Source organism: Pseudomonas sp. FH4 (genome assembly GCF_000510915.2).
GTDB classification, from domain to species: Bacteria; Pseudomonadota; Gammaproteobacteria; order Pseudomonadales; family Pseudomonadaceae; genus Aquipseudomonas; species Aquipseudomonas brenneri.
The window spans coordinates 15,048-37,889 of record NZ_AOHN01000023.1; the positions used below are offsets into that span (position 1 = coordinate 15,048).

Below are 22,842 nucleotides of genomic sequence, written 5' to 3' on the forward strand. Positions count from 1 at the left end.
TCAAACACCCAATAGCGCGCGAACAATGCCTTGCAGTTTACGGGTGAGTGGCCCGGCCGACCAGCTCATTGGCCCACATCCAAGCACCGGCCAAATGCCATATACGCTGTTGCAGACGAACACTTCATCGGCCTGTTGCAACTGCGCAAGGCTGATATCGGCAACGGTGGTGACAATGCCCAACGCCTCGGCCCTGCTCAACAGCTCGGCGCGCATGACGCCGGCCACGCCACAGCGGCTCAGGTCGGCGGTCAGCAACTGGCCGTCACGCACCAGGAACAGATTGCTGAACACGCCTTCGATGACGCGCCCGGACATATCCAGCATCAATCCTTCAGCGTGATCGGCATCTTGCCACTCGGCGCGAGCCAGGACCTGTTCGAGGCGGTTGAGGTGTTTGAGACCGGCGAGCAAGGGTTGCTCGGACAAACGGGAGGCACATGGGAACAGGCGTACGCCTGATGATCCATGAGCCTCGGGATAGGTGGCAGGCGGGCTGCCTTGCAGGATACGGCGCGCCGGGGCGCCTGGGTTGATGCCATAACCGCGCAAGCTATCGCCACGGGTGAGAATCAACTTGAGCACGCCGTCACCGAGGGCTGCCGCGTAGGCCAGCAACTCGTGGCGGATCAGTGCCTGGTCGACGGTAAGCGCCAGGCGCCTGCAACCTTCGTCAAGGCGTTGCAGGTGGCGGTCAAGCAGCACGGGCTGCCCGGCCTTGACCGCGATGGTTTCAAACAAACCATCGCCGTAGGCCAGGCCGCGATCTTTGAGCGGCACGGTATCCGCTGGCTGACCGTCGACCCAGCTGTGCATCACTCGGCGAACCGGCGGAACACCAGGGAACCGTTGGTACCACCAAAGCCGAACGAGTTGGACAACACCACGTCGATCGGCATTTTCTGCGGCTCGTGAGGCACGAAGTTCAGGTCGCAGCCCTCATCCGGCTCATCAAGGTTGATGGTCGGCGGCGCGACCTGATCCTTGATCGCCAGCACGCTGAAAATCGCTTCGACCGCACCTGCCGCACCCAACAGGTGACCGGTCATGGACTTGGTGGAACTGACCGCCAGCTTGTAGGCGTGCTCACCGAATACCGACTTGATGGCCTGCGCTTCCGCCAGGTCACCCGTGGGCGTCGAGGTGCCGTGGGCGTTGATGTACTGCACCTGATCGACATTGATCTTCGCGTCGCGCAGGGCATTGCTGATGCAACGCGCAGCGCCCGCGCCGTCGGCGGGTGGCGAGGTCATGTGGTAAGCATCGCCACTCATGCCAAAACCGATCAGCTCGGCATAGATCGTCGCGCCGCGGGCCTTGGCGTGCTCCAGCTCTTCGAGAACCAGGGCACCGGCGCCGTCGGACAGCACAAAGCCATCACGGCCCTTGTCCCACGGACGACTGGCGCGGGTCGGCTCGTCATTGCGTGTAGACAGCGCACGCGACGCGCCGAAGCCGCCCATGCCCAGGCCACAGGCGGCCATTTCGGCGCCACCGGCGATCATCACGTCAGCTTCGTCATAGGCGATATTGCGCGCCGCCATGCCGATGCAGTGAGTGCCCGTGGTGCACGCCGTGGAAATGGCGTAGTTAGGCCCCTGGGCACCCAGATGGATGGACAGGAAACCGGAAATCATATTGATGATCGAGCCCGGGACGAAGAACGGTGAAATTCGACGAGGGCCGGAGTCGTGCAGCGTGCGGCTGGTTTCTTCGATATTGGTCAGACCACCAATACCCGAGCCCATGGCCACGCCAATGCGATCACGGTTGGCATCGGTGACTTCCAGGCCGGCATTACGCACTGCCTGAAAACCGGCCGCCAAGCCGTATTGAATGAACAGGTCGAGTTTTCGGGATTCCTTGATCGAGAGATATTCCTCGACATTGAAGCCCTTTACCGAGCCGCCAAAACGGGTGGAATAGGCAGAAAGGTCCGTATGCTCGATCAGACCAATACCACTGTGGCCAGCCAGAATGCCCTGCCAACTGCTCGGCACATCCGTACCCAGTGGCGACAACATACCCATACCGGTGACTACGACGCGTCTACGCGACACAGCACTCTCCTTTTTCTAATGACGACACTTTGCTTCACAGCTCATTTTTCATCAGAGCTAAAGAAAAAACCGCACGCCGTTACAGCAGTGCGGTTTTTCCATAACAGCAAGCGACGATTACAAACTATTACGCCTGGTGGCTAGTAACGTAGTCGATAGCAGCTTGAACAGTAGTGATTTTTTCAGCTTCTTCGTCCGGGATTTCGGTCTCGAATTCCTCTTCCAGAGCCATCACCAGCTCAACGGTGTCAAGGGAATCGGCACCCAGGTCTTCTACGAAGGAAGCAGTGTTGGTCACTTCTTCTTCTTTAACGCCCAGTTGCTCGGCGACGATTTTCTTGACGCGCTCTTCGATGGTGCTCATACCTTGTTTAACTCCTAATGGACAAATTCAGGCAGCTGGCCAGTGGGTAAGTGTATAGAAAGGCTTTTCAGCTTTTCAACTGAAAGCTTCACCCTCGTACCCTACCGACCACCTGCCTATAAATAGATTGCAGCTTTATAACGGATTTTAGACAGCTCGTATGACATTTTTTTGAAGCGATCCGTCACAATTTAACTCATGTACATCCCGCCGTTCACCGGGATTGTAGCCCCAGTCACGTATGCCGCACCGTCAGACGCCAGGAAAGAGACCACATTGGCGATCTCTTGGGCCTGGCCCAGACGGCCCAGCGGAATTTGCGTCAGCAACGCTTCACGTTGCGCTTCAGGCAACTCACGGGTCATATCGGTATCGATAAACCCTGGAGCTACCGAGTTGACCGTAATCGACCGCGAGCCGACTTCACGTGCCAGGGCACGGCTGAAACCTTCCAGGCCGGCCTTGGCAGAGGCGTAGTTTACTTGGCCTGCGTTGCCCATGGCACCCACTACGGAGCCAATATTGATAATTCGCCCCCAACGCGCCTTGGTCATGCCGCGCAAAACACCCTTGGACAGGCGAAACAGACTGTTCAAGTTGGTATCGACCACGTCGTACCACTCGTCGTCTTTCATGCGCATCATCAGGTTGTCACGGGTAATCCCGGCGTTGTTCACCAGAATAGCCGGCACACCGAACTGTGCAGTGATCTGGGCCAAGACAGCAGCCACGGACTCATCGCTGGTCACGTTGAGTTCAAGACCGGTGCCCTGCACGCCATTTTCCTTCAGGGTCGCGGCGATACGCTCGGCGCCCGAGGCGGAGGTGGCAGTACCGATCACGATGGCACCCTGACGACCCAGCTCCAGGGCGATCGCCTGGCCAATGCCACGGCTTGCGCCGGTAACCAGTGCAACTTTACCTTGCAGACTCATGCAGGCTTCTCCTTAGTTCAGGCCAGTGCGGCGCGGGCGGCTACGAAGCCATCCGGGGTATTGAGATTGGACGTCGACACGCCTTCGGCGCAACGCTTGTTGAGACCGGCCAGGACTTTGCCCGGACCACACTCAACCAGTTGGGTAGCGCCCTTGGCAGCCAGGGTCTGGACCGATTCAACCCAGCGCACCGGCTTGTACAGCTGCTCCAGCAGGTCGCGCTTGAGGGTGTCCAGGTCCGGCGCCACGTCGGCGCTGACGTTTTGCACCAGCGGGATCTGCGGTGCCTGCCAGTTGATGGCGGCGATGGACTCGGCAAACCGCTCGGCGGCCGGGCGCATCAGCTCGCAATGGGACGGCACGCTGACCGGCAGCGGCAATGCGCGCTTGGCCCCACGGGCCTTGCAGCCTTCGATGGCACGCTCAACTGCCGCCTTGGCACCGGCGATCACCACCTGGCCAGGGGAGTTGAAGTTCACCGCGCTGACCACTTCACCCTGGGCCGATTCGGCACAGGCTTCGATCACCACCGCGTCGTCCAGGCCCAGGATAGCGGCCATGCCGCCCTGCCCGGCCGGAACCGCTTCTTGCATCAGTTGGCCACGGCGCTCTACCAGCTTGACCGCCTCAGCAAGGGTCAGGCTGCCTGCCGCGACCAAGGCGCTGTATTCGCCCAGGCTGTGACCGGCAACAAAAGCCGGGCGTGCGCCGCCTTCGGCCAGCCAGACGCGCCACAGCGCGATGGAAGCCGTCAGGATGGCCGGCTGGGTTTTATCGGTTTGATTGAGCAGTTCTTCCGGCCCGTCCTGGGTCAAAGCCCAAAGGTCGTAGCCCAAGGCAGCGGAAGCTTCCTTGAATGTTTCCAGGATTAGCGGGTATTGCGCGCCCAGCTCGGCCAACATGCCGAGGGACTGCGAACCCTGCCCTGGAAAGACGAATGCGAGGGATGTAGACATGTAACAAGCCCCTAATGATCTGGTCGTCGGTGAATTGACGCCCCACAGCTGGGAGCGCAAGAAACTGACAGATTGGATGGTCAATTGAACTGGCCGGTCACATTTAAGCATTCCCGGACCAATTCGCCTAAGACAACAGATCCTCAAGACGGCCATGCAAGCGTTGCGGCAGGTTCTCCTGGATCTCGATCTGGGCACGCGCAATGGCACTCTGAAAGCCCTGGACACCCGCCGAACCGTGGCTTTTTACCACAATGCCCTGCAAACCGAGAAAGCTGGCGCCGTTATGCCGAGCCGGAGCCAAATCGGCCTGCAGGCGCCGCATCAACGGCAGCGCCAAGGCACCCACCAGTCGCGAGGCGATGCCCTGCTTGAACAAGGCCTCAATGCGAGCAGCAATCATCGTAGCCAGGCCTTCGCTGGATTTGAGTAGGATATTGCCGACAAAACCGTCGCAAACCACCACATCGGCCTCGCCACGATATAACCCATCACCTTCGATAAACCCGATGTAGTTCAACCCCCGCGCCTGCTGCAGCAGGCTGGCGGCCAACTTGACCTGCTGGTTGCCCTTGATGTCCTCGGTGCCGATATTGAGCAAGGCGACCCGGGGCCGCACCACACCCAGCGCTTCAGCCGCCACCGAACCCATCAGGGCAAAGTGCAACAGGTGCTCGGCACTGCAATCGACATTCGCCCCCAGGTCCAGCAACTGGCAATAGCCACGCTGGGTCGGGATCGCCGCGACCATCGCAGGCCGGTCAATCCCCGGCAAGGTTTTCAGCACATGACGAGACAACGCCATCAGCGCCCCGGTATTGCCCGCACTGACACACGCCTGGACCTTGCCGTCACGCAGCAGCTCAAGGGCCACGCGCATGGAAGAGTCGGGTTTGCCACGCAGGGCCTGGGCCGGTTTTTCGTCCATGCCGATGGTTTCGCTGGCCGGCATTATCGTCAGGCGCGCGCGATCCACAGCCGGATGACTGGCAATCAGTTCTTCAAGTAAGGAAGGTTGACCGACAAGGGTCAGGTGCAGCGAGGGCGTTGCAGACAGGCTGGCAATGCAGGCCTGAACAATGCTGCGGGGACCGAAGTCCCCGCCCATTGCGTCAATCGCGATGACTTGAGCAGACAAGTGATTACTCGTCAGCGCCCTTGTCGATCACTTTACGGCCACGGTATACGCCTTCTGGCGATACGTGGTGACGCAGGTGAATTTCACCGGTGGTTTTTTCTACAGACAGAGTGCTTGCCGTCAGGGCATCGTGCGAACGACGCATGTCACGGGCAGAGCGGGATTTTTTGTTCTGCTGAACAGCCATAATTGATTAACTCCTAAACGTTTGGGTCACGCTTTAACTGCGCCAATACACTGAACGGGTTGGACCGCGTTACCTCGTCCTCGCTCGGTTCGGACTCGTCATCGAGCCCCGCCGGCTGCTGGCATTCTTCCGGATGATGAGCAGGCACAATGGGCAAGGCGAGCAAAAGCTCTTCCTCGATCAGTGCATGCAGATCCAAAGGATCTTCGCCCAGTTCCAGCACGTCATAACCTTTCGGCAACGACTGGGTATTCGCACCCTCTTTCACCACAGCATAACTGCATTCGCTGTGGATCGGCAGGGTGACCAGCTCAAGACAACGCTGGCAAACCATTTTGACCTCGGTGTCGATAAAGCTGTGGATTACCACAGATTTACGTTCATCTCGTTCAAAAACGAATTTAGCCTGCACCGTACCGACATTGTCGGAAAGCGGGTCGCAGAGTCTCTCCAAATCGGCCAGCAACACTTCACCTTGGAGGGTGGTGCCACGATCAGCCAATTTGCGCGGGTCAACGTGAGGTGGAATCGGGTCATTCAACATAGGCGCAGCATTATAGGGATGCACCCGGCCATGTCAAAGGAAATTCAGCCCTGTGCGCCAGACTGTCCGCTCGCTAGAATCCGCAACTGCCTTGAGGAGAGCCACATGTTGCCTTTATTACTCGCTTCCAGCTCGGTTTATCGCCGGGAACTGCTCAATCGCCTGCACCTGCCGTTCATCTGCAGCTCCCCGGATATCGACGAAAGCCACCGTAAAAACGAGCCTGCTGTCGAGCTGGTCAAGCGCCTGGCCGAGGAAAAGGCTCGCGCCCTCGCCAGCAGCCACCCTGGACACCTGATCATCGGCTCGGACCAGGTGGCGACGCTCGACGACCAGATCATCGGCAAGCCCCACACCTTCGAAAAGGCCCGCGAACAATTGCTCGCAGCCAGCGGCAGGCAGGTCAGTTTCCTGACCGGCCTGGCGCTGCTCAATAGCGAAACGGGGCATTGCCAGGTGGACTGCATCCCCTTTACCGTCACCATGCGACAACTGAACCCGGCACAGATCGAGCGCTACCTGCGGATCGAGCAGCCCTACGATTGCGCTGGCAGCTTCAAGGCCGAAGGGCTGGGGGTGAGCTTGTTTCAGAGCACCGAAGGGCCGGACGCCACCAGCCTCGTCGGCCTACCGCTGATTCGCCTGGTGGATATGCTGCTGGCCGAAGGCGTGCAGGTACCGTAGAACACCACAAAACCCAATGTGGGAGCGGGCTTGCTCGCCCCCACATTTTGATCGATGCCAACCCTGAGATCAGCGCAGGGTCGGACCCTGGAAGCCCATATACAGCGCCAGCTTCTCCGCCACACTGGCACCCAGCCGCTTGGAGAAGCGATCGAACGGCGATTCCTGGACGGTGAAGTCCACCAACTCCTTCTCGCCAATCACATCCCGCGCCACGGAGCTGGCACTGCCCAGGCCGTCGATCAAGCCCAACGGCAATGCCTGCTCACCCGACCAGATCAGGCCGGAGAACAACTCCGGATGTTCTTTATCCTTGAGTCGCTCACCGCGCCCCTGCTTGACGCTGGCAATAAACTGGCGATGAGTGGTGTCGAGCACACTCTGCCAGAACTGGGTTTCTTCAGCCTTTTGCGGCTGGAACGGGTCAAGGAACGACTTGTGCTCGCCCGACGTATAGGTACGCCGCTCGACACCCAGCTTCTCCATGGCACCGACAAAACCGTAACCGGCCGCCGTCACACCAATGGAACCTACCAGGCTGGCCTTGTCGGCGTAGATCTGGTCGGCAGCGCTGGCAATGTAATAGGCGCCCGAAGCCCCCAGATCAGAGATCACCGCGTACAGCTTGGTGTCCGGATGCAGCGCGCGTAGACGACGGATCTCGTCATAGACATACCCCGACTGCACCGGACTGCCGCCCGGACTGTTGATGCGCAGCACCACACCCTTGACCTTGGGATCCTCGAAAGCCGTGCGCAGACTGCTGACAATGTTGTCGGCGCTGGCGGACTCCTTGTCGGCAATCACCCCGCGCACCTCGATCAGTGCGGTGTAGTTGGCGCTGCGCACGGCGCTTTTTTCCATGTCCACCAGGGGACTGAACAGCACCAGCATGCCAATCAGGTAGGTAAAGGTCAGGAGCTTGAAGAAGATCCCCCAGCGCCGGGCGCGACGCTGTTCCTGGACGCCCGCCAGCAGGGTCTTTTCCAGCAATTTCCAGCTTTTATCATCGCCATTGTCGGCACCGGCCTTGCTCGGTGCCTTCCACTCATCGGTCATGCCATCTACCCCAGCAAAAACTTAATGGGCCTGGTTGAGCCAGGCGTGCAATTGAGAAAACCGATCAATCGTCAGTCGCGGCTCGTACGCCTGCAAGGCTTCGGGGGACTGGGCACCGTAGCTGACCGCAACACTGTCCATGCCAGCATTGCGCGCCATCAGCAAATCGAACGAGGCATCACCGACCATCAACGACTCGCGGGCAGAAACCCCGCAGTGCGCCATGATCTGCTCCAGCATCAAGGGATGGGGCTTGCTCGCGGTTTCATCAGCGGCGCGGGTGATATCGAAATAATCTTCCCAACCATTGGCCTTGAGTACCCGATCCAGGCCGCGCCGCGCCTTGCCGGTGGCCACTGCCAGGTGATAGCCCTGCTCGCGCAATGCCGCCAGGGACTGCACCACACCCTCAAACAAGGGTGAAGGCTCAGCTTCCAGGGCAATGTAGTGATCAGCGTAATGCTCGCGAAACGCGACCAGCTCGCTGTCAGTGATCTGCGGATACAAGGTGCGAATCGCTTCCGGCAAACCCAGGCCAATAATGCCCTTGACCGCCAGGTCGCTGCACAGCTCGAAGCCGGAACGGGTCGAGGCCATGTGCATGGACTCGACAATCCGACCAATGGAATCGCACAGGGTGCCATCCCAGTCAAAAATCAGCAGCTTGTAGTCAGGGCGCGACACTCAGGCGCTCCACGGTCTTGGCCCACATTTCATCGACAGGGGCCTGCAACTTCAATTCACCACCATCGGGCAACGGTACCGTCAGCATGTAGGCATGCAGGAACAGGCGCTTGCCGCCAAGGTCGCGAATTTCCTTGGAGAAGCCCTCGTCGCCGTACTTGGTATCACCGGCAATGCAGTGGCCAGCATGCAGGGTATGCACGCGAATCTGGTGGGTGCGCCCGGTCACCGGCTTGGCCTCGACCATGGTTGCGAAGTCACCAAAACGCCGTAGCACCTTGAACAGGGTCAGCGCCTCCTTGCCCTCCTCGTCCACCTCGACCATACGCTCGCCGGAGCGCAGGTTGCTCTTCTGCAATGGCGCACGCACGCTCTTGATCGAAGAGGCCCAATTGCCACGCACCAGGGCCATGTAGCGCTTGTCCACGCCATCGCCGCGCAGGGCGGTATGCAAGTGGCGCAACATGCTGCGCTTCTTGGCGATCATCAACAGGCCGGAAGTGTCACGGTCCAGGCGATGGACCAGCTCCAGCTCCTTGGCGTCCGGACGCAACTGACGAAAGGCTTCGATCACCCCGAAATTCAGGCCGCTGCCGCCGTGAACCGCAATGCCACATGGCTTGTTGATCACGATCAGCTTGCTGTCTTCGAAGACAATCGACGCCTCAAGGCGCTGCAACAGGCCCTGGGCCAGCGGCACGGGCTCGTCACGTTCAGGCACCCGCACAGGCGGCACCCGGACGATATCGCCCGCCTGCAGCTTGTACTCGGGCTTGATCCGGCCTTTGTTCACCCGCACTTCGCCTTTACGCAAAATGCGATAAATCAAGGTCTTGGGCACGCCCTTGAGCCTGGCCAGAAGAAAATTGTCGATGCGTTGGCCGGCATATTCCGGCGAGACCTCAAGCAGCTGGACGCTGGGGGTCGGGGGGGCGGTAGTCGTCATGTCGGGAATGATAACAATTTTTTATGGAATTGAAGCACTTAATCATTGCTGCTATAGTCGCGAACGCCGCCAAAAGCGGCCTGGACAGAGGACTCGCGGCAAACTGCCGCCCCTGACCATCGCAATTCATCAGGACGCGAGGCCGTCCTACGGGGCTCTTGCCACACTGGAAGGCTCAAGATTGTAACAAGCGCAGGTGACATGAGGCCTGAAGCGAGTGCAGGAAACAGAGTGATTACTCGTCTCTTGCGCCGATATTTACGGCCAGTTCACAAAGTGCAGTCAGTCTTGTACCAGACCACGGCGAATGCTTCGGAAACAACGCCTGTTATTAGCCATGAGCGTGAACTCCCCATTGGAGAACACGGTAAATGCCAACCCGCTGCGGATTCTGCGCGCGGCAGCACCCGAATTATCAGGGATACGTGTAGGGTGGAGATGCACAACCGTCGGACTGTGTAGCACTAGGCTTATATTTAGACGCTTCATCTCGTCCACAGTCGCCGGTTGATTCCTCCTCCTGACTGAGTGCTTATTAAGTCACCACAGCAAGCAGGACGCGTAAGTCGCGATACCAGCCCAATTGGCCGGTATTGCTGGACACTGGAGTGGCCAACCACTCTTGACGCACCTGACACCGACCGTGAGAAGTCGTGTGTGCCGAACGCCGTTTCCGGCAGCCCGGAAACCGACGGTACAACATGAAAAGAATGCTGATTAACGCAACTCAACCCGAAGAGTTGCGTGTTGCACTGGTAGATGGCCAACGCCTCTACGACCTGGACATCGAGTCCGGTGCACGCGAGCAGAAGAAGGCCAACATCTATAAAGGCCGGATTACTCGTATCGAGCCGAGCCTTGAGGCTGCCTTTGTCGATTTTGGCTCTGAGCGCCATGGCTTCCTGCCCCTCAAGGAAATCTCCCGCGAATACTTCAAGAAAGCCCCTGAAGGCCGCGTGAACATCAAGGACGTCCTGAGCGAAGGCCAGGAAGTCATCGTCCAGGTCGAAAAAGAAGAACGTGGCAACAAGGGCGCAGCCCTGACCACCTTCATCAGCCTGGCTGGCCGTTACCTGGTCCTGATGCCGAACAACCCGCGTGCCGGCGGCATCTCCCGTCGTATCGAAGGCGAAGAGCGCAACGAACTGCGTGAAGCGCTGAACGGCCTGATCGCCCCGGCCGACATGGGTCTGATCGTGCGCACTGCCGGCCTTGGCCGCAGCAGCGAAGAAATGCAGTGGGACCTCGACTACCTGCTGCAACTGTGGACTGCTATTAAAGAAGCATCCCTGGACCGCTCCGCGCCATTCCTGATCTATCAGGAAAGCAACGTGATCATCCGCGCCATCCGCGACTACCTGCGCCAGGACATCGGCGAAGTGCTGATCGACAGCGTTGAAGCCCAGGACGAAGCCCTGACCTTCATCCGCCAGGTGATGCCGCAGTACGCCAGCAAGATCAAGCTGTACGAAGACAGCGTGCCGCTGTTCAACCGTTTCCAGATCGAAAGCCAGATCGAAACCGCCTTCCAGCGCGTGGTCGAACTGCCTTCCGGTGGCTCCATCGTCATCGATCCGACCGAAGCCCTGGTGTCCATCGACATCAACTCGGCGCGCGCTACCAAAGGCAGCGACATCGAAGAAACCGCCCTGCAGACCAACCTGGAAGCAGCTGAAGAAATCGCCCGCCAACTGCGCCTGCGTGATATCGGCGGCCTGATCGTGATCGACTTCATCGACATGACGCCTGCCAAGAACCAGCGCGCCGTGGAAGAAAAAGTCCGCGAATGCCTGGAAGCCGACCGTGCCCGCGTGCAAGTCGGCCGCATCTCGCGCTTCGGCCTGCTGGAAATGTCCCGTCAGCGCCTGCGTCCGTCCCTGGGCGAAAGCAGCGGCATCGTCTGCCCGCGTTGCAATGGCACCGGCATCATCCGTGATGTTGAATCGCTGTCCCTGGCGATCCTGCGCCTGATCGAAGAAGAAGCCCTGAAAGACCGCACCGCCGAAGTCCGCGCGCAAGTGCCAATCCCGGTTGCAGCCTTCCTGCTCAACGAGAAACGCAACTCGATCACCAAGATCGAACTGCGCACCCGTGCCCGCATCGTGATCCTGCCGAACGATCATCTCGAAACGCCGCACTTCGAAGTGCAACGCCTGCGTGATGACAGCCCGGAAGCCCACAGCGGCCAGTCCAGCTACGAAATCGCCGCTGCTGCTGCCGAAGTCGAAGAAGTCCAGCCAGCCGCCGCGACCCGCACCCTGGTTCGCCAGGAAGCTGCCGTCAAGACCGCACCGGCCCGTGCCAACGCACCGGTACCGACTGAAGCCGCAGCCCCGGTTGCCGCTCCTGCCTCCCTGCCGGAGCCAAGCCTGTTCAAGGGCCTGGTGAAGTCGCTGGTCAGCCTGTTCGCCACCAAGGAAGAGCCGGTAGCTCCTGCCGTGGTCGAGAAGCCTGCCGCTGAACGTCCTGCACGCAATGAAGAGCGTCGCAACGGTCGCCAGCAGAGCCGTAACCGCAACGGTCGCCGTGATGAAGAGCGCAAGCCTCGCGAAGAGCGTGCACCGCGTGAAGAACGCGCACCACGCGAAGAGCGCCAACCGCGCGAAGCCCGTGAAGAAACCCCGGCCGTAGCCCGTGAAGAACGTGCTCCGCGTGAAGAGCGCGCACCACGTGAAGAACGTGCACCGCGCGCACCTCGCGCCCCGCGTGAAGATCGCAAGCCGCGTGGCGAGCGTGAAGAACGTGTACGTGAACTGCGCGAGCCATTGGACGCCGTCCCGGCGGTTGCCGCCGCTGCCGTTGATGCCGCTACTGAAGAACGCCCGGCCCGCCAGCCGCGCGAGGAACGCGCCCCACGCCCACCGCGTGAAGAGCGTCAACCACGCGCCGAGCAGGCCGTTGCCGCCAGCGAAGAAGAACTGCTGACCAACGAAGAGCAGCAACAGGAAGATGGCCAGGACAACGCCGAAGGCGATCGTCCACGCCGCCGCTCCCGTGGCCAGCGTCGTCGCAGCAACCGTCGTGAGCGTCAGCGTGACGCCAACGGCAATGTGATCGAAGGCTCGGAAGAGACCGGCGAAGCCACTGAAGAAACCGCCAACAACGAGCCAACCAGCACCGAACTGGCTGCTGGCCTGGCCGTGACCGCTGCCGTTGCCAGCGCGGTCATCAGCGCCCCTGCCGAAGCCGAAGCCAACCAGCAGGCCGAACGTGCCACCGCTGCCGTGCAGGAAACTGCCGTCGTTGAAGCACCCGCTGTCGAAGCCACCACCGTGGTCGAAACACCTGCTGCTCCAGAAGTGGAAGTTGCACCGGTTCGCGAAGCCCAGCCTGAAGCGCAAGCAGTTGCTGCACCTGCGGACGTGGTTGAGCCACAGCCTGTGGTTGAAGCCGTTGTCGAAGCGCCAGTCGAAACGCCAGCCGCCGAGCCAACCCCACAAGTGCGTGAAGTTCGCGAAGAACAGACCGCCTTCCAGTGGACTGCCGAACCAGCACCCGCGCAAGCGCCGGTAGAAGAAGCGCCTGCACCGGTCGCTGAAGTGGTGATCGCCGAAGCCGTCGTGGTTGCAGTAGAACCGGTTGTGGTTGCAGAACCTGCCCCGGTGGTCGTGGAAGCACCAGTGGTTGCCGAAGTGGCCGCCCCGGTGGTTGAAGCCCCGGCCAGCGCCCTGACCGAAAACGGCCGTGCGCCGAACGACCCGCGTGAAGTGCGTCGCCGCAAGCGTGAAGCCGAGCGTCTGCAGAAAGAAGCCGAAGAAGCAGCGGCGGCGGCTCCGGCCGTAGTCGAAGCCGCACCGGTGGTTGCCGAGGTTGTCGAAGCACCGGCGATCGAAGCAGAAGTTGAGCACGCGGCCCCAGCCATCGACGAGAACCTGCGTTCCGTTGAGGAAGTGGTAGAGCACAACCCAAAAGCCCTGGAAGAAGAGCACGAGCCTAAACCCCTCGCCTGATTCCAACGGCAACTAAAAAGCCCCGCCTGAGCAATCAGGCGGGGCTTTTTTATGCGTTCCATGCAGCTACAACAATCAAAAGTGGGAGCTGGCTTGCCTGCGATGGCGGTAGAGAGGGATGGGCTCCTATAGGGGTTGTGGGAACTTGAGCATTTGCGGTACATCCACATCCCACAACACCCCGGGATCATCCACCGGCACTTCCCGCACATCAGCCTGGGCAAACAGGGGCTTGGCGCCACGGTCCCCAGTCAGTTCCATCAAGGCGGGCCCTAGAGCCCGGCCAAACGCAACGGGATGGCCATACTGCCCAGCATGTACCGGCACACTGATGCCCTCCACGCGTTCTATCACCCGCTCAATGCTCGACGACTGAATAAACGGCATATCCCCCAGCACCACCAGCCAACCGGCACTTGGGCCACTGGCCGCCACTGCCGCTGCAAGGCTGTCGCCCATACCCGCAGCATCCAGAAGCAGTACTTCGCATCCATAATCCCTGGCCAGACGAATGACCTCGCTGCGCCCAGGCGACGTGACGACCCAACGCCGGGAGATACTGGCCGGTAAATTGACCAATACCTGCTCGAAGACCGGTCGCATCACCCCATCACGCCCCACACAAGGGGCCAATAGCTTGTCCTGGCCATTTTGCGCACGGAAACGACTGCCCTGCCCCGCCGCGAGGACGATCGCAGTGATCGCGCTCGTCAACTGACCGCCTCCCGTACGGGGTTCTTCTGTAACAGCTCCACACCGTTCTTGACCGCGACGATATGCGCCATCAGCGACAAGGCAATCTCTGCCGGCGTATGACTGCCGATATGAATGCCAATCGGGCCATGCAGCCGCGCAATCGCCTCGGCCCCCACCCCCAACACCGCCAGGTTCTCCCGGCGCTTGCGGCTATTGACCCGTGAACCCAGGGCACCGATGTAGAACGCCCGGGAGTTCAATGCGGTCAACAACGCCATATCGTCCAGGCGCGGATCGTGGGTCAGGGCAACAATGGCCGTGCGCTCGTCCGTCTGGATAGTGAGCACGGCCTCATCGGGCATTCCCGGCACAAAGCGTCCATGCTGCTCTTCCCAGCCATGGACAAACTCCTGGCGCGGGTCGCAGATCAACACTTCAAAGTCCAGTAGGCGCGCCATTTCTGCCACATAGCGCGACAACTGTCCCGCGCCGATCAACAGCAGGCGCCAGCGCGGACCATAAATGGCCCGTAAGCGCTCACCATCAAACGTGACAATGTCAGACTTGTTCGCCGCGCTTAAACACACGGAGCCCGTCGCCAAATCCAACTCCCGCGCAACAATTTCATGGGCCTCACAACGCGCCAGCAACTCGGCGACCCACGCAGGATCACCGACCCGCTCCTGCGTCAGGCGCAAGGTGCCGCCGCACGGCAGGCCAAAGCGCGCGGCTTCATCCCGGGTAACGCCATAGGTCACCAGTTGCACCGGTGGTCCATCGTCGAGCAACCGGCCATCGTACAGACGGGCGATCAGATCGTCCTCGATGCAACCACCGGACACCGAGCCGATCACCACGCCATCGCCGCGCAGGGCCAGCATCGCCCCCGGCGGCCGTGGTGCGCTGCCCCAGGTCTGGACCACGCTGTACAGCACCACCCGGTGCCCTGCGCGGCGCCACTCCAGCACGCTGCGCAAGACATTCAGATCAACGCTGTCCATCAGGCCTTCGCCTCCTGCTGCCAGCCCTGCAACTGATAACGCACCGGCAAGCTGCGGATGCGCTTGCCAGTCGCCGCAAAAATCGCATTGCACAGTGCTGGCGCAATCGGCGGCACGCCCGGCTCACCGACGCCGCCCAGAGGCACCTCGCCCTTGGGCGTGACCAAATGAATGGCAATTTCCCTGGGCGCCAGGGACATGCGCGCCACTTCATACATATGGAAGTTGTCCTGCTGGACCTTGCCATCCTTGAAGCTGATTTCCCCCAGCACCGCGTTGCCCAGGCCCATGACGCAGGCGCCCTCGAACTGCGAGCGAATGCGCTCCGGGTTGATCTGCGGGCCGCAGTCCACGGCAATATCGGCCTTGTGTACGATCAGCGTGCCGTCATCCTTGACCTCCACCTCAATCACCGCCGCCACATAAGTGACGAAACTGTAATGCACCGCCAACCCCAGGCCACGCCCCTTGGGCAATGTACGACCCCAGCCAGCAGCCTTGGCCGCGGTTTCCAATACGCCACGCATACGAGCGGTGTCGATCGGATAGCGCTCGGGCGACTCGCCGTAGTTCCACTCTTCACTCAAGGTTCGCGGATCAATCTGACGGTCCGGGCCCAGCAGTTTGAGTTGGTACTTCAGCGGATCCTGGCCGGCCTTGTGGGCCAATTCATCGACAAAGCTCTGAATCGCAAAACCATGGGGGATGTTTGACACCGAGCGGTACCAACCCACGCGGGTGTGGGCGGCGGCCTCGGGGTTTTCCAGGCGCACGTTGGGGATGGCGTAGGCCATGTTGGTAAAGCCCATGCCCAGTTCAAATGCGGCCTCGTGGTTCATGCCCGGCGCAAACAACGCGGTGATGCTCGGGGCCACGGTGCGATGCAACCAGCCCGACGGCAGGCCATCCTTGTTCAGGCCGGCCTTGAGATACTCGGCGGACACGGTATGAAAGTAGGAGTTGTGGATATCGTCTTCACGGGTCCACTGCACGCGCACGGCCTTGCCGGGGAACTCCTTGGCCAGGATCGCGGCTTCGACGATAAAGTCCGGTTTCGATTTGCGTCCAAAACCACCGCCCAACAGGGTGACGTGGATTGTGACGTTGTCGAACGGCAGGCCAAGGCGCTCGGCGACCCGCTCCCGCGTGACCTGCGGTGCCTGGCTCGGCGCCCAGGCCTCGCATTGCCCGTCCTGATAACGGGCCACCGCCACCATCGGCTCCATCGGCGACTGCGCCAGGTGTGGCAAGTAATACGCCGCGTCGAAAGTGCTGTCGGCATCGCTCAGGGCCTGGTCGATACTGCCGGTATTGCGCACCACTTTGCCGGGTTTGAGGGCGGCGGCCTCCAGAGTCTTGCGATAGTCGGTGGAGTTGTAGCCGGCATTGGCGCCGTCGTCCCAGACAATCTGCAGCGCCTCACGCCCCTTGATTGCCGCCCAGGTGTTGCTGGCGACCACCGCCACGCCGCCCAATGGCTGGAACTCCGAGGGTATGGGGCGGCTCTCGATCTCCAGGACCTTGATCACACCCGGCACTTTCAGCGCCGCGCTGGCATCAAATGATTTGACCTTGCCGCCATACACCTTGGGCCGCGCGACAGTGGCGAACAGCATGCCGTCAAAATGCACATCGGCGCCGTACACCGCCCGACCGTTGACGATATCGACACCGTCGATAGCCTTGCTCGCTTCTTTGCCGATATAACGAAACTCCGACGGTTGCTTGAGCCGCAGGCTGTCCCGCGCCGGTACTGCCAGTGCTGCGGCGGCAGCGGCCAGGGCGCCATAGCCCAGTTCACGACCGCTGGGCTGGTGAATCACTTTATGCAGCTGTGCACGGCACTCACCCAGCGGGACTTTCCACTGCTCGGCGGCCGCCTGTTCCAGCATGGTCCGCGCGGCAGCACCGCAACGACGCATTGGCTCGTACCAATGGCGCATGCTGCGCGAGCCATCAGTGTCCTGGTTCCCAAAGCGCACTTCGTCACCGGGCGCCTGTTCGACTTTGACCCTGGCCCAGTCGGCTTCCAGTTCGTCGGCCACCACCATGGCCAGGCTGGTGCGCACGCCCTGGCCCATCTCCGAGCGGTTGCAGACCACGGTCACGCTGCCGTCGGCGGCAATACTGACGTAGACCTTGGGGTCGTCGATCACGCCATTGGGCATGGCTTGGGCGCCGTACTTCTTCACTTCTTCGGCAAAGGCATCGGGCAAGCCCCAACTGGCAGCCACTACCAGGGCGCCGGTCGCGCCAACACCCTTGAGAAAGCCGCGACGGCTGAGGTTGTTCAGGACGAAATCAGCAGGCAACTGGCTCATGCCTTGGCCTCCTGCAGGTGGGTGGCAGCCTGGCGGATCGCGGTCTTGATCCGATTGTAGGTGCCACAACGGCAGATATTGCCGACCATCGCCTCTTCAATCTGCGCATCACTGGGGTTGGGGTTGGTTTTCAGCAGCGCGGTGGCCGACATGATCTGCCCGCCCTGGCAGTAACCGCATTGGGCCACCGCCGTGTCCAGCCACGCCTGCTGCACCACTTGACCGACTGGATCATTGTGCAGGTTGTCGATAGTGCTGACGTTCTGCCCCTTGACCGAGCCAATGGGCGTGATGCAACTGCGTGCCGGCGCCCCATCGATATGGATGGTGCAGGCGCCGCACAAGCCCATGCCACAACCGAACTTGGTACCGTTGTAACCCGCCACGTCACGGATCGCCCACAGCAGGGGCATGTCCTCGGTGGCGTCCAGTGGATGATCTTGACCGTTGAGCTTGAGAGTAATCATGGGCACGCCCGCATAGTGATTGGATTATGGGGTCGAGCTATCTGCCGCTTTTAAGGAAGCGGAGTCGGTTCACGCAGATGGCTCAGGCTAATCGGGCTCTCTTGTGAAGACAGGTTTTGCGTCAGGGAATGTGCCTACAATTCCCTACGCGAACAACACCAGCCTTTCACCGGGCCTTTGATAAACAGCATCGATCGAACAATAAACAGGCATCGTTAGCCTGCTAAGTTAACCCAGCATTAACAAAAAAGCCCTGCAATGCAGGGCTTTGTTCAACACGCTAGAAGCGTAGCTCAATAACGATTGGGCTCCATTTCCAGATCGACCTGGAAGCGCTCGGCGATATCGCGCTGGATACGTTGCGCCAGGCTCGAAATTTCCAGGCCCGTGGCCGCGCCATAATTGACCAGCACCAGCGCCTGTAAGCGGTGTACGCCGGCATCGCCGTCACGAAAGCCCTTCCAGCCAGCCTTGTCAATCAACCAGCCCGCCGCCAGTTTCACTTGGCCATCAGCCTGGGGATAGGCCACCAGATCGGGATATTGCAGCTGCAATTGCGCAGCCAGCACCTGGGATACCAGCGGGTTCTTGAAGAAACTGCCGGCATTGCCCAAGACCGCAGGGTCGGGCAGCTTTTCACTGCGGATGCTGCAAATGGCCCGGCTGACATCGCTCGGCGTCGCCTGGGTGATGCCTTGTTCGGCCAGGCGTTGCTGCACCGGGCCATAACCCAACTTGAGGTGCGCGACACGGTTCAGGGCAAAGCGCACCCGCAGGATCAGCCAGCGTCCCACTTCGTGCTTGAACAGGCTGTCACGGTAGGCGAAGTTGCATTCTTGCAGGCTGAAATCCCGCAGCTCGCCGGTCTGGCGGTCGAGGGCGGTCAGGCCGGCGAACACATCCTTGATCTCGACCCCGTAGGCACCGATGTTCTGCATCGGCGCGGCACCGACGGTACCGGGAATCAGGCTGAGGTTTTCCAGGCCAGAGAACCCTTGCTCAAGGGTCCACAGCACAAAAGGATGCCAGGCTTCGCCCGCTTCAGCCTCCACCACAACCTGCTGGCCATCATCGTGCAGGACCCGAATCCCACGGGTCGCCATGCGCAACACCAGCGCCGCGATATCCTGGGTCAGCAGCAGGTTGCTACCGCCCCCGATCACCAGCAACGGCAGCTGTTGTGCGGCTGCATAGGCCAGGGCCTCGCGCACATCTGCGTCGCTATGGGCTTCGGCGAACAACTGCGCTCGCACATCGATACCAAAACTGTTGAAGGCCTTCAGGGAAACCTGGGGCTGTACATCCAGGCTCATAAACGCCCCTTCAATTCGATCACCAGCAAATCACAAGCGGCCTCGATCAGGTCCAGGACCTGTTCGAAACCTTGCTCGCCGTCGTAATACGGATCCGGCACTTCATCCACCGCCGAATCGTAGCGGCGCAGGAACAGGTCCAACTCTGCCTTGCCCTTGGCCGGTTGCATGGCCTTGAGGTTACGCAGGTTGCTCTGGTCCATGGCCAGGATCAGGTCGTAGCGTGCAAAGTCGGCACGCGACACCTGCTGCGCACGCTGGGCCGACAAGTCGTAGCCGCGACGCAATGCTGCCTGCTGGCTGCGCTTGTCCGGTGCCTTGCCGATATGCCATTCGCCGGTACCGGCCGAGGCCACCTCGACCCGATCCGCCAACCCGGCGGCCCGCAATTTATGGCGCAGGACGCCTTCGGCGGTGGGCGAGCGGCAGATATTGCCCAGGCACACAAACAGGACTTCCATCAAACCCCCAGCAACCGGCGTACGCGCTCAAGGTCTTCCTGGGTATCGACGCCGGCTGGTGGGGCTTGCATGGCATCGTCGACATGAATCCGCACGCCATGCCACAGGGCCCGCAGTTGCTCCAGGGCCTCGGTGTTCTCCAGCCAGCACGGGCCCCAGCTGACGAAATCATGCAGGAAGCCGGCGCGGTAGGCGTAAATGCCGATATGGCGGCGATACGGCACGCCGGCCGGCAATACGTCACGCTGCTTGGCGAATTCATCGCGCGCCCAGGGCAGGGTCGAACGGCTGAACGTCAGGGCCAGGCCATTGATGTCGCTGACCACCTTCACCACGTTCGGATTGAACAGGGTCTGGATGTCTTCGATCGGTTCGGCCAGGGTCGCCATGCGTGCTTCAGGATGGGCGGCCAGGTTGGCGGCGACCTGATCGATGACACTCGGCGGAATCAGCGGCTCGTCGCCTTGCACGTTGACCACAATGGCGTCCGGCGCCAGGCCCAGGTGCGTGGCGACTTCGGCCAGGCGGTCGGTGCCGGAGTTGTGATCTTCACGGGTCAGCACCGCTTCGGCGCCAAACCCCTTGCAGGCCTCGATGATCCGCAGGTCATCAGTGGCCACCACCACGCGCTGGGCGCTGCTTTTGCAGGCCTGCTCCCAGACCAACTGGATCATCGGCTTGTCGCCGATCATTTGCAGCGGTTTGCCGGGCAGGCGGGTGGAGGCGTAGCGCGATGGAATGACAACAGTGAAGGCAGTGGTCATTTATCCAGGCGCTCGTCGGTGGTCAGGGTACGGGCTTCGCTTTCCAGCATCACCGGGATGCCGTCGCGGATCGGGTACGCCAGGCCGGCGCCTTTGCTGATCAGTTCGGTCTTGTCAGCGCTGAGCTTGAGCGGGCCTTTGCAGATCGGGCAAGCGAGGATATCGAGCAGTTTGGTGTCCATGAGGATTTCCTGGATAAAAGCGGTTTAAGGCAAAAGGCGAGCCGGCAACAGGCGCATCAACTGCGTGTCGAACCAGGCGATAAACGCCGGTGACGGTGCCGCATCGACTGCAAGGTACCACCAGTGTGCCTGGGCAAAGGCGCGGCACTTCACCGCGTCCTTTTCGGTCATGACCAGCGGCAGTGACGGCGTGAAATTCAGGACCTCTGCACTGTAGGGTGCATGGTCGGCAAACGCATGGGGTATTGGCAGCCAGTGTAGCGTTTCAAGGGTATTGAAGAAACGTTGCGGGTTGCCGATGCCGGCGACCGCATGCACCTGCTGCCCCACGGGAAAATGGTCCAGCGGCTGGCGCTCGCCGGTTGACAGGTTGACCAGCGTGGTCGGTAAAAGACGGAAGGCGAAGCCATCCTCGCGGTCGGCTCCGGCACCGTTGTACAACACGGCATCGACACTTTGCAGGCGCTCGACCGGCTCGCGCAGCGGCCCGGCGGGCAGGCAACGGCGATTGCCCAGGCCACGGGCGTTGTCGATCAGCACCAGTTCAAGGTCACGGGCCAGGCGATAATGTTGCAAGCCGTCGTCGGACAGGATCAGGTCCAGGGTTTCGCTGGCCAACAGTGCCTGCACCGCACGGCTACGATCAGGGTCGATCATCAGGGGGACGCCGCTGCGCTGCACAATCAACAAGGGTTCGTCACCGGCCACCTGGGCGCTATCGCTGGTTTGCACCCGCCATGGCAACTGCGGCGGACTGGCCCCGTAGCCACGGCTGACGACGCCGACCCGCAGGCCGCTGCGCTGGCAATGGTCGATCAACCACAGGATCAACGGCGTCTTGCCCGTGCCGCCCACGGTGATATTGCCGACGACAACGATGGGCACCGGTGATTGGTAGATCGTCCCTTCTCCCGCCAGGAAACGCTCGCGCTTGCGTGTTACCACCCGGCGATAGAGTGCCTCCAGCGGTTGCAGGAGCTTGAGCGCCGGATGGCCGTCGTACCAGGCCTTGAGCAAACGATCGGACAAGGCCATCAGGGCTGCCCCGCCGCCTCGACGGTGGTCATGCGCAAATGGCTGAAACCGAGCTTGCCGGCAGCATCCATCGCGGTGATCACGGCCTGGTGCGGGGTCTTGCCATCGGCGCTGATGGACAGCGGCATTTGCGTATCACCGCCAGACTCCTTCTGCAGCGCATCCATCACGCTGGCCACGTCGTTTTTCTCCAGCAACTGGTTGTTCACTGAAAACACCCCTTCGGCGCTGATGGTGATGTCCAGTTGCTTGAGCTGCTGGTCCTCGGCCGGCGAGCCGCTGACGGCTTCCGGCAGTTCGACCCGCAGTTGGGTTTCCCGGGTAAAGGTGGTGGTGACGACAAAAAACAGCAACAGGATGAACACCACATCGATCAATGACGCCAGGTTGATATCGACGCTTTCCCGGGGCTTGCGGCGAAACTTCACGCTTTGCCCTCGACCAGATCGACATCACGGTCGCCCTGGACCACTTCCACCAGCTTGATGGCTTCCTGCTCCATGCCCACCACCAACTCATCGATACGGCGCTGCAGGAAACGGTGGAAGAATACCGCCGGGATCCCCACCATCAGGCCCGCCGCCGTGGTGATCAGGGCCTTGGAAATCCCTCCGGCCAACACCGAGGCGTTAGTGGTCATGCCGGAACCGGTGAAGGCGCTGAAGATATCGATCATGCCCAGCACGGTGCCGAGCAGGCCGAGCAACGGTGCCATTGCCGCGATGGTGCCCAGGGCATTGATATAGCGCTCCAGCTCGTGGATCACTCGGGCGGCGGCTTCTTCAATGCATTCCTTCATGATCTCGCGACCATGCTTGGAGTTGGCAAGGCCGGCAGCGAGGATCTCCCCAAGGGGCGAATTGGCCCGCAGCTCCTTGAGTTTCTCCTTGTCCAGTTGCTTGTCCTTGATCCAGCGCCAGACCTGCCCCAGCAGATGATCAGGGGTCACACGGCTGGCGCGCAGGGTCCACAGGCGTTCGGCAACGATGCCGAGTGCGGCGATGGAGCTCAGAATGATCGGCAACATCATCCAGCCGCCGGATTTGACCAATTCCCACACAGTGAATGCCCCCTCGAAAAAGTGCGCCACTTTAG

The 22,842-nt window shown here is 61.0% G+C and carries 24 protein-coding genes; 2 read left to right on the forward strand and 22 right to left on the reverse strand.

Annotation, left to right across the window (positions count from 1 at the left end; genetic code table 11):
- The 8 genes from pabC to H097_RS18165 form a co-directional block, all read right to left on the reverse strand.
- On the reverse strand, positions 1-816 hold the full coding sequence (pabC, locus tag H097_RS18130) for an aminodeoxychorismate lyase (protein ID WP_032861500.1): 816 nt from the start codon (positions 814-816) through the stop codon (positions 1-3).
- Positions 816-2,060: a beta-ketoacyl-ACP synthase II gene (gene fabF / locus H097_RS18135; protein ID WP_032861501.1), complete on the reverse strand. Its 1,245-nt coding sequence runs from the start codon at positions 2,058-2,060 to the stop codon at positions 816-818. Before fabF ends, pabC begins: the two co-directional genes overlap by 1 nt.
- A 127-nt stretch (positions 2,061-2,187) precedes the next feature.
- Positions 2,188-2,424: an acyl carrier protein gene (acpP, locus tag H097_RS18140; protein WP_010165887.1), complete on the reverse strand. Its 237-nt coding sequence runs from the start codon at positions 2,422-2,424 to the stop codon at positions 2,188-2,190.
- Positions 2,425-2,615: 191 nt separating this feature from the next.
- The gene (gene fabG, locus H097_RS18145; RefSeq protein ID WP_032861503.1) at positions 2,616-3,359 is read right to left on the reverse strand and encodes a 3-oxoacyl-ACP reductase FabG; all 744 of its coding nucleotides are present in this window, start codon (positions 3,357-3,359) and stop codon (positions 2,616-2,618) included.
- 17 nt (positions 3,360-3,376) lie between these two features.
- A complete protein-coding gene (gene fabD, locus H097_RS18150) occupies positions 3,377-4,315 on the reverse strand; it encodes an ACP S-malonyltransferase (protein ID WP_032861505.1) in 939 nt (312 codons plus the stop codon).
- A gap of 127 nt (positions 4,316-4,442) precedes the next feature.
- Positions 4,443-5,453: a phosphate acyltransferase PlsX gene (gene plsX / locus H097_RS18155; protein WP_082445635.1), complete on the reverse strand. Its 1,011-nt coding sequence runs from the start codon at positions 5,451-5,453 to the stop codon at positions 4,443-4,445.
- A gap of 4 nt (positions 5,454-5,457) precedes the next feature.
- On the reverse strand, positions 5,458-5,640 hold the full coding sequence (rpmF, locus tag H097_RS18160) for a 50S ribosomal protein L32 (protein WP_008152339.1): 183 nt from the start codon (positions 5,638-5,640) through the stop codon (positions 5,458-5,460).
- A gap of 13 nt (positions 5,641-5,653) precedes the next feature.
- The gene (locus tag H097_RS18165; RefSeq protein ID WP_029299696.1) at positions 5,654-6,184 is read right to left on the reverse strand and encodes a YceD family protein; all 531 of its coding nucleotides are present in this window, start codon (positions 6,182-6,184) and stop codon (positions 5,654-5,656) included.
- Between the two features lie 105 nt (positions 6,185-6,289).
- Between H097_RS18165 and H097_RS18170 the strand changes: the two genes are divergently transcribed.
- A complete protein-coding gene (locus tag H097_RS18170; protein WP_032861510.1) occupies positions 6,290-6,868 on the forward strand; it encodes a nucleoside triphosphate pyrophosphatase in 579 nt (192 codons plus the stop codon).
- 69 nt (positions 6,869-6,937) lie between these two features.
- On the opposite strand, the gene sppA is transcribed toward H097_RS18170, so the two are convergent.
- Genes sppA through rluC form a run of 3 tightly spaced genes read right to left on the reverse strand, consistent with a single transcriptional unit; the run spans position 6,938 to position 9,557 of the window.
- Positions 6,938-7,927: a signal peptide peptidase SppA gene (gene sppA / locus H097_RS18175; RefSeq protein ID WP_032861512.1), complete on the reverse strand. Its 990-nt coding sequence runs from the start codon at positions 7,925-7,927 to the stop codon at positions 6,938-6,940.
- A 21-nt stretch (positions 7,928-7,948) separates the two neighbouring features.
- Positions 7,949-8,611 carry an HAD-IIIA family hydrolase gene (locus H097_RS18180; protein ID WP_032861513.1) on the reverse strand — a complete coding sequence of 221 codons (663 nt, stop codon included), beginning with the start codon at positions 8,609-8,611 and terminating at the stop codon, positions 7,949-7,951.
- Complete coding sequence (rluC, locus tag H097_RS18185; RefSeq protein ID WP_032861514.1) at positions 8,598-9,557, reverse strand: 23S rRNA pseudouridine(955/2504/2580) synthase RluC; 960 nt, start codon at positions 9,555-9,557, stop codon at positions 8,598-8,600. The genes H097_RS18180 and rluC overlap by 14 nt, the downstream gene beginning before the upstream one ends.
- A gap of 701 nt (positions 9,558-10,258) precedes the next feature.
- Between rluC and rne the strand changes: the two genes are divergently transcribed.
- The gene (gene rne / locus H097_RS18190; RefSeq protein ID WP_032861515.1) at positions 10,259-13,507 is read left to right on the forward strand and encodes a ribonuclease E; all 3,249 of its coding nucleotides are present in this window, start codon (positions 10,259-10,261) and stop codon (positions 13,505-13,507) included.
- A gap of 126 nt (positions 13,508-13,633) precedes the next feature.
- Here rne and H097_RS18195 read toward each other — a convergent pair whose 3' ends face one another.
- The 11 genes from H097_RS18195 to H097_RS18245 form a co-directional block, all read right to left on the reverse strand.
- Positions 13,634-14,221, reverse strand: coding sequence for a nucleotidyltransferase family protein (locus H097_RS18195; protein ID WP_032861516.1), 588 nt, complete (start codon positions 14,219-14,221; stop codon positions 13,634-13,636).
- Complete coding sequence (locus H097_RS18200; RefSeq protein ID WP_032861518.1) at positions 14,218-15,204, reverse strand: XdhC family protein; 987 nt, start codon at positions 15,202-15,204, stop codon at positions 14,218-14,220. The genes H097_RS18195 and H097_RS18200 overlap by 4 nt, the downstream gene beginning before the upstream one ends.
- Positions 15,204-17,525 carry a xanthine dehydrogenase family protein molybdopterin-binding subunit gene (locus H097_RS18205; RefSeq protein WP_032861519.1) on the reverse strand — a complete coding sequence of 774 codons (2,322 nt, stop codon included), beginning with the start codon at positions 17,523-17,525 and terminating at the stop codon, positions 15,204-15,206. Before H097_RS18205 ends, H097_RS18200 begins: the two co-directional genes overlap by 1 nt.
- Positions 17,522-17,992: a (2Fe-2S)-binding protein gene (locus tag H097_RS18210; RefSeq protein WP_032861520.1), complete on the reverse strand. Its 471-nt coding sequence runs from the start codon at positions 17,990-17,992 to the stop codon at positions 17,522-17,524. Before H097_RS18210 ends, H097_RS18205 begins: the two co-directional genes overlap by 4 nt.
- A gap of 293 nt (positions 17,993-18,285) precedes the next feature.
- On the reverse strand, positions 18,286-19,305 hold the full coding sequence (gene murB / locus H097_RS18215) for a UDP-N-acetylmuramate dehydrogenase (protein WP_032861521.1): 1,020 nt from the start codon (positions 19,303-19,305) through the stop codon (positions 18,286-18,288).
- Entirely contained in the window at positions 19,302-19,766 is a 465-nt protein-coding gene (locus H097_RS18220) for a low molecular weight protein-tyrosine-phosphatase (protein WP_032861522.1), read from the reverse strand. Before H097_RS18220 ends, murB begins: the two co-directional genes overlap by 4 nt.
- On the reverse strand, positions 19,766-20,530 hold the full coding sequence (kdsB, locus tag H097_RS18225; protein ID WP_032861524.1) for a 3-deoxy-manno-octulosonate cytidylyltransferase: 765 nt from the start codon (positions 20,528-20,530) through the stop codon (positions 19,766-19,768). Before kdsB ends, H097_RS18220 begins: the two co-directional genes overlap by 1 nt.
- Complete coding sequence (locus H097_RS18230) at positions 20,527-20,712, reverse strand: Trm112 family protein (RefSeq protein WP_003174668.1); 186 nt, start codon at positions 20,710-20,712, stop codon at positions 20,527-20,529. Before H097_RS18230 ends, kdsB begins: the two co-directional genes overlap by 4 nt.
- Positions 20,713-20,736: 24 nt before the next feature.
- Positions 20,737-21,747, reverse strand: coding sequence for a tetraacyldisaccharide 4'-kinase (gene lpxK, locus H097_RS18235; RefSeq protein WP_032861526.1), 1,011 nt, complete (start codon positions 21,745-21,747; stop codon positions 20,737-20,739).
- The gene (locus H097_RS18240; protein ID WP_032861529.1) at positions 21,747-22,175 is read right to left on the reverse strand and encodes a biopolymer transporter ExbD; all 429 of its coding nucleotides are present in this window, start codon (positions 22,173-22,175) and stop codon (positions 21,747-21,749) included. The genes lpxK and H097_RS18240 overlap by 1 nt, the downstream gene beginning before the upstream one ends.
- Positions 22,172-22,807, reverse strand: a complete 636-nt coding sequence (locus tag H097_RS18245; RefSeq protein WP_029299724.1) for a MotA/TolQ/ExbB proton channel family protein — start codon at positions 22,805-22,807, stop codon at positions 22,172-22,174. The genes H097_RS18240 and H097_RS18245 overlap by 4 nt, the downstream gene beginning before the upstream one ends.
- Positions 22,808-22,842: the final 35 nt, after the last annotated feature.

Excerpts from the sequence above, each read along its gene's own strand:
- H097_RS18210 (WP_032861520.1), bottom strand. The coding sequence starts at position 17,992 with ATGATTACTCTCAAGCTCAACGGTCAAGATCATCCACTGGACGCCACC.
- kdsB (WP_032861524.1), bottom strand. The coding sequence starts at position 20,530 with ATGACCACTGCCTTCACTGTTGTCATTCCATCGCGCTACGCCTCCACC.
- H097_RS18220 (WP_032861522.1), bottom strand. The coding sequence starts at position 19,766 with ATGGAAGTCCTGTTTGTGTGCCTGGGCAATATCTGCCGCTCGCCCACC.
- fabD (WP_032861505.1), bottom strand. The coding sequence starts at position 4,315 with ATGTCTACATCCCTCGCATTCGTCTTTCCAGGGCAGGGTTCGCAGTCC.
- H097_RS18205 (WP_032861519.1), bottom strand. The coding sequence starts at position 17,525 with ATGAGCCAGTTGCCTGCTGATTTCGTCCTGAACAACCTCAGCCGTCGC.
- murB (WP_032861521.1), bottom strand. The coding sequence starts at position 19,305 with ATGAGCCTGGATGTACAGCCCCAGGTTTCCCTGAAGGCCTTCAACAGT.
- pabC (WP_032861500.1), bottom strand. The coding sequence starts at position 816 with ATGCACAGCTGGGTCGACGGTCAGCCAGCGGATACCGTGCCGCTCAAA.
- acpP (WP_010165887.1), bottom strand. The coding sequence starts at position 2,424 with ATGAGCACCATCGAAGAGCGCGTCAAGAAAATCGTCGCCGAGCAACTG.
- fabG (WP_032861503.1), bottom strand. The coding sequence starts at position 3,359 with ATGAGTCTGCAAGGTAAAGTTGCACTGGTTACCGGCGCAAGCCGTGGC.
- rne (WP_032861515.1), top strand. The coding sequence starts at position 10,259 with ATGAAAAGAATGCTGATTAACGCAACTCAACCCGAAGAGTTGCGTGTT.
- H097_RS18165 (WP_029299696.1), bottom strand. The coding sequence starts at position 6,184 with ATGTTGAATGACCCGATTCCACCTCACGTTGACCCGCGCAAATTGGCT.
- rluC (WP_032861514.1), bottom strand. The coding sequence starts at position 9,557 with ATGACGACTACCGCCCCCCCGACCCCCAGCGTCCAGCTGCTTGAGGTC.
- sppA (WP_032861512.1), bottom strand. The coding sequence starts at position 7,927 with ATGACCGATGAGTGGAAGGCACCGAGCAAGGCCGGTGCCGACAATGGC.
- H097_RS18170 (WP_032861510.1), top strand. The coding sequence starts at position 6,290 with ATGTTGCCTTTATTACTCGCTTCCAGCTCGGTTTATCGCCGGGAACTG.
- lpxK (WP_032861526.1), bottom strand. The coding sequence starts at position 21,747 with ATGGCCTTGTCCGATCGTTTGCTCAAGGCCTGGTACGACGGCCATCCG.
- H097_RS18200 (WP_032861518.1), bottom strand. The coding sequence starts at position 15,204 with ATGGACAGCGTTGATCTGAATGTCTTGCGCAGCGTGCTGGAGTGGCGC.
- rpmF (WP_008152339.1), bottom strand. The coding sequence starts at position 5,640 with ATGGCTGTTCAGCAGAACAAAAAATCCCGCTCTGCCCGTGACATGCGT.
- H097_RS18230 (WP_003174668.1), bottom strand. The coding sequence starts at position 20,712 with ATGGACACCAAACTGCTCGATATCCTCGCTTGCCCGATCTGCAAAGGC.